General features: G+C 52.9%; 1 pseudogene. It reads left to right on the forward strand.

From position 1 onward, the window contains the following. A pseudogene (locus J0A66_RS22090) lies at positions 1-324 on the forward strand (hypothetical protein); the annotation flags it as partial. Between the last annotated feature and the right edge of the window lie 39 nt (positions 325-363).

Below are 363 nucleotides of genomic sequence, written 5' to 3' on the forward strand. Positions count from 1 at the left end.
TGGCTGCAGTTTTTCCCATCCAGGCTAAGTATGTTGTTATTGCTGATGTTGCAGCCGCCTAAAAAAGGCAGCCGGGCGAGTATTCAGCAGGGAGCCCAGCGCACGCCCCGAGTCACCTTGCTTGCTTATTCTGGCGCCGCATTAGGTATTCAGCTTGGTGGCCCCGCCTTTTACAACGGACACAAAGTTCGCCTGCCCAAATGCGGCGGCGAGCGTCAGGCCGAAGCGGCTGATATCCAGACAGCCAGAATAGCCATAGTAAAAATCCAATGGCTGCTGATTGTGCTCAGTGCACTATTATCCGCCCTGCCCCTGGTCCTCTGAGGAATTGAATGAAACCTTTCTTGTTTACCTTACTTAGTC

The sequence above is a fragment of the Bowmanella dokdonensis genome (genome assembly GCF_017254865.1).
GTDB lineage: Bacteria > Pseudomonadota > Gammaproteobacteria > Enterobacterales > Alteromonadaceae > Bowmanella > Bowmanella dokdonensis.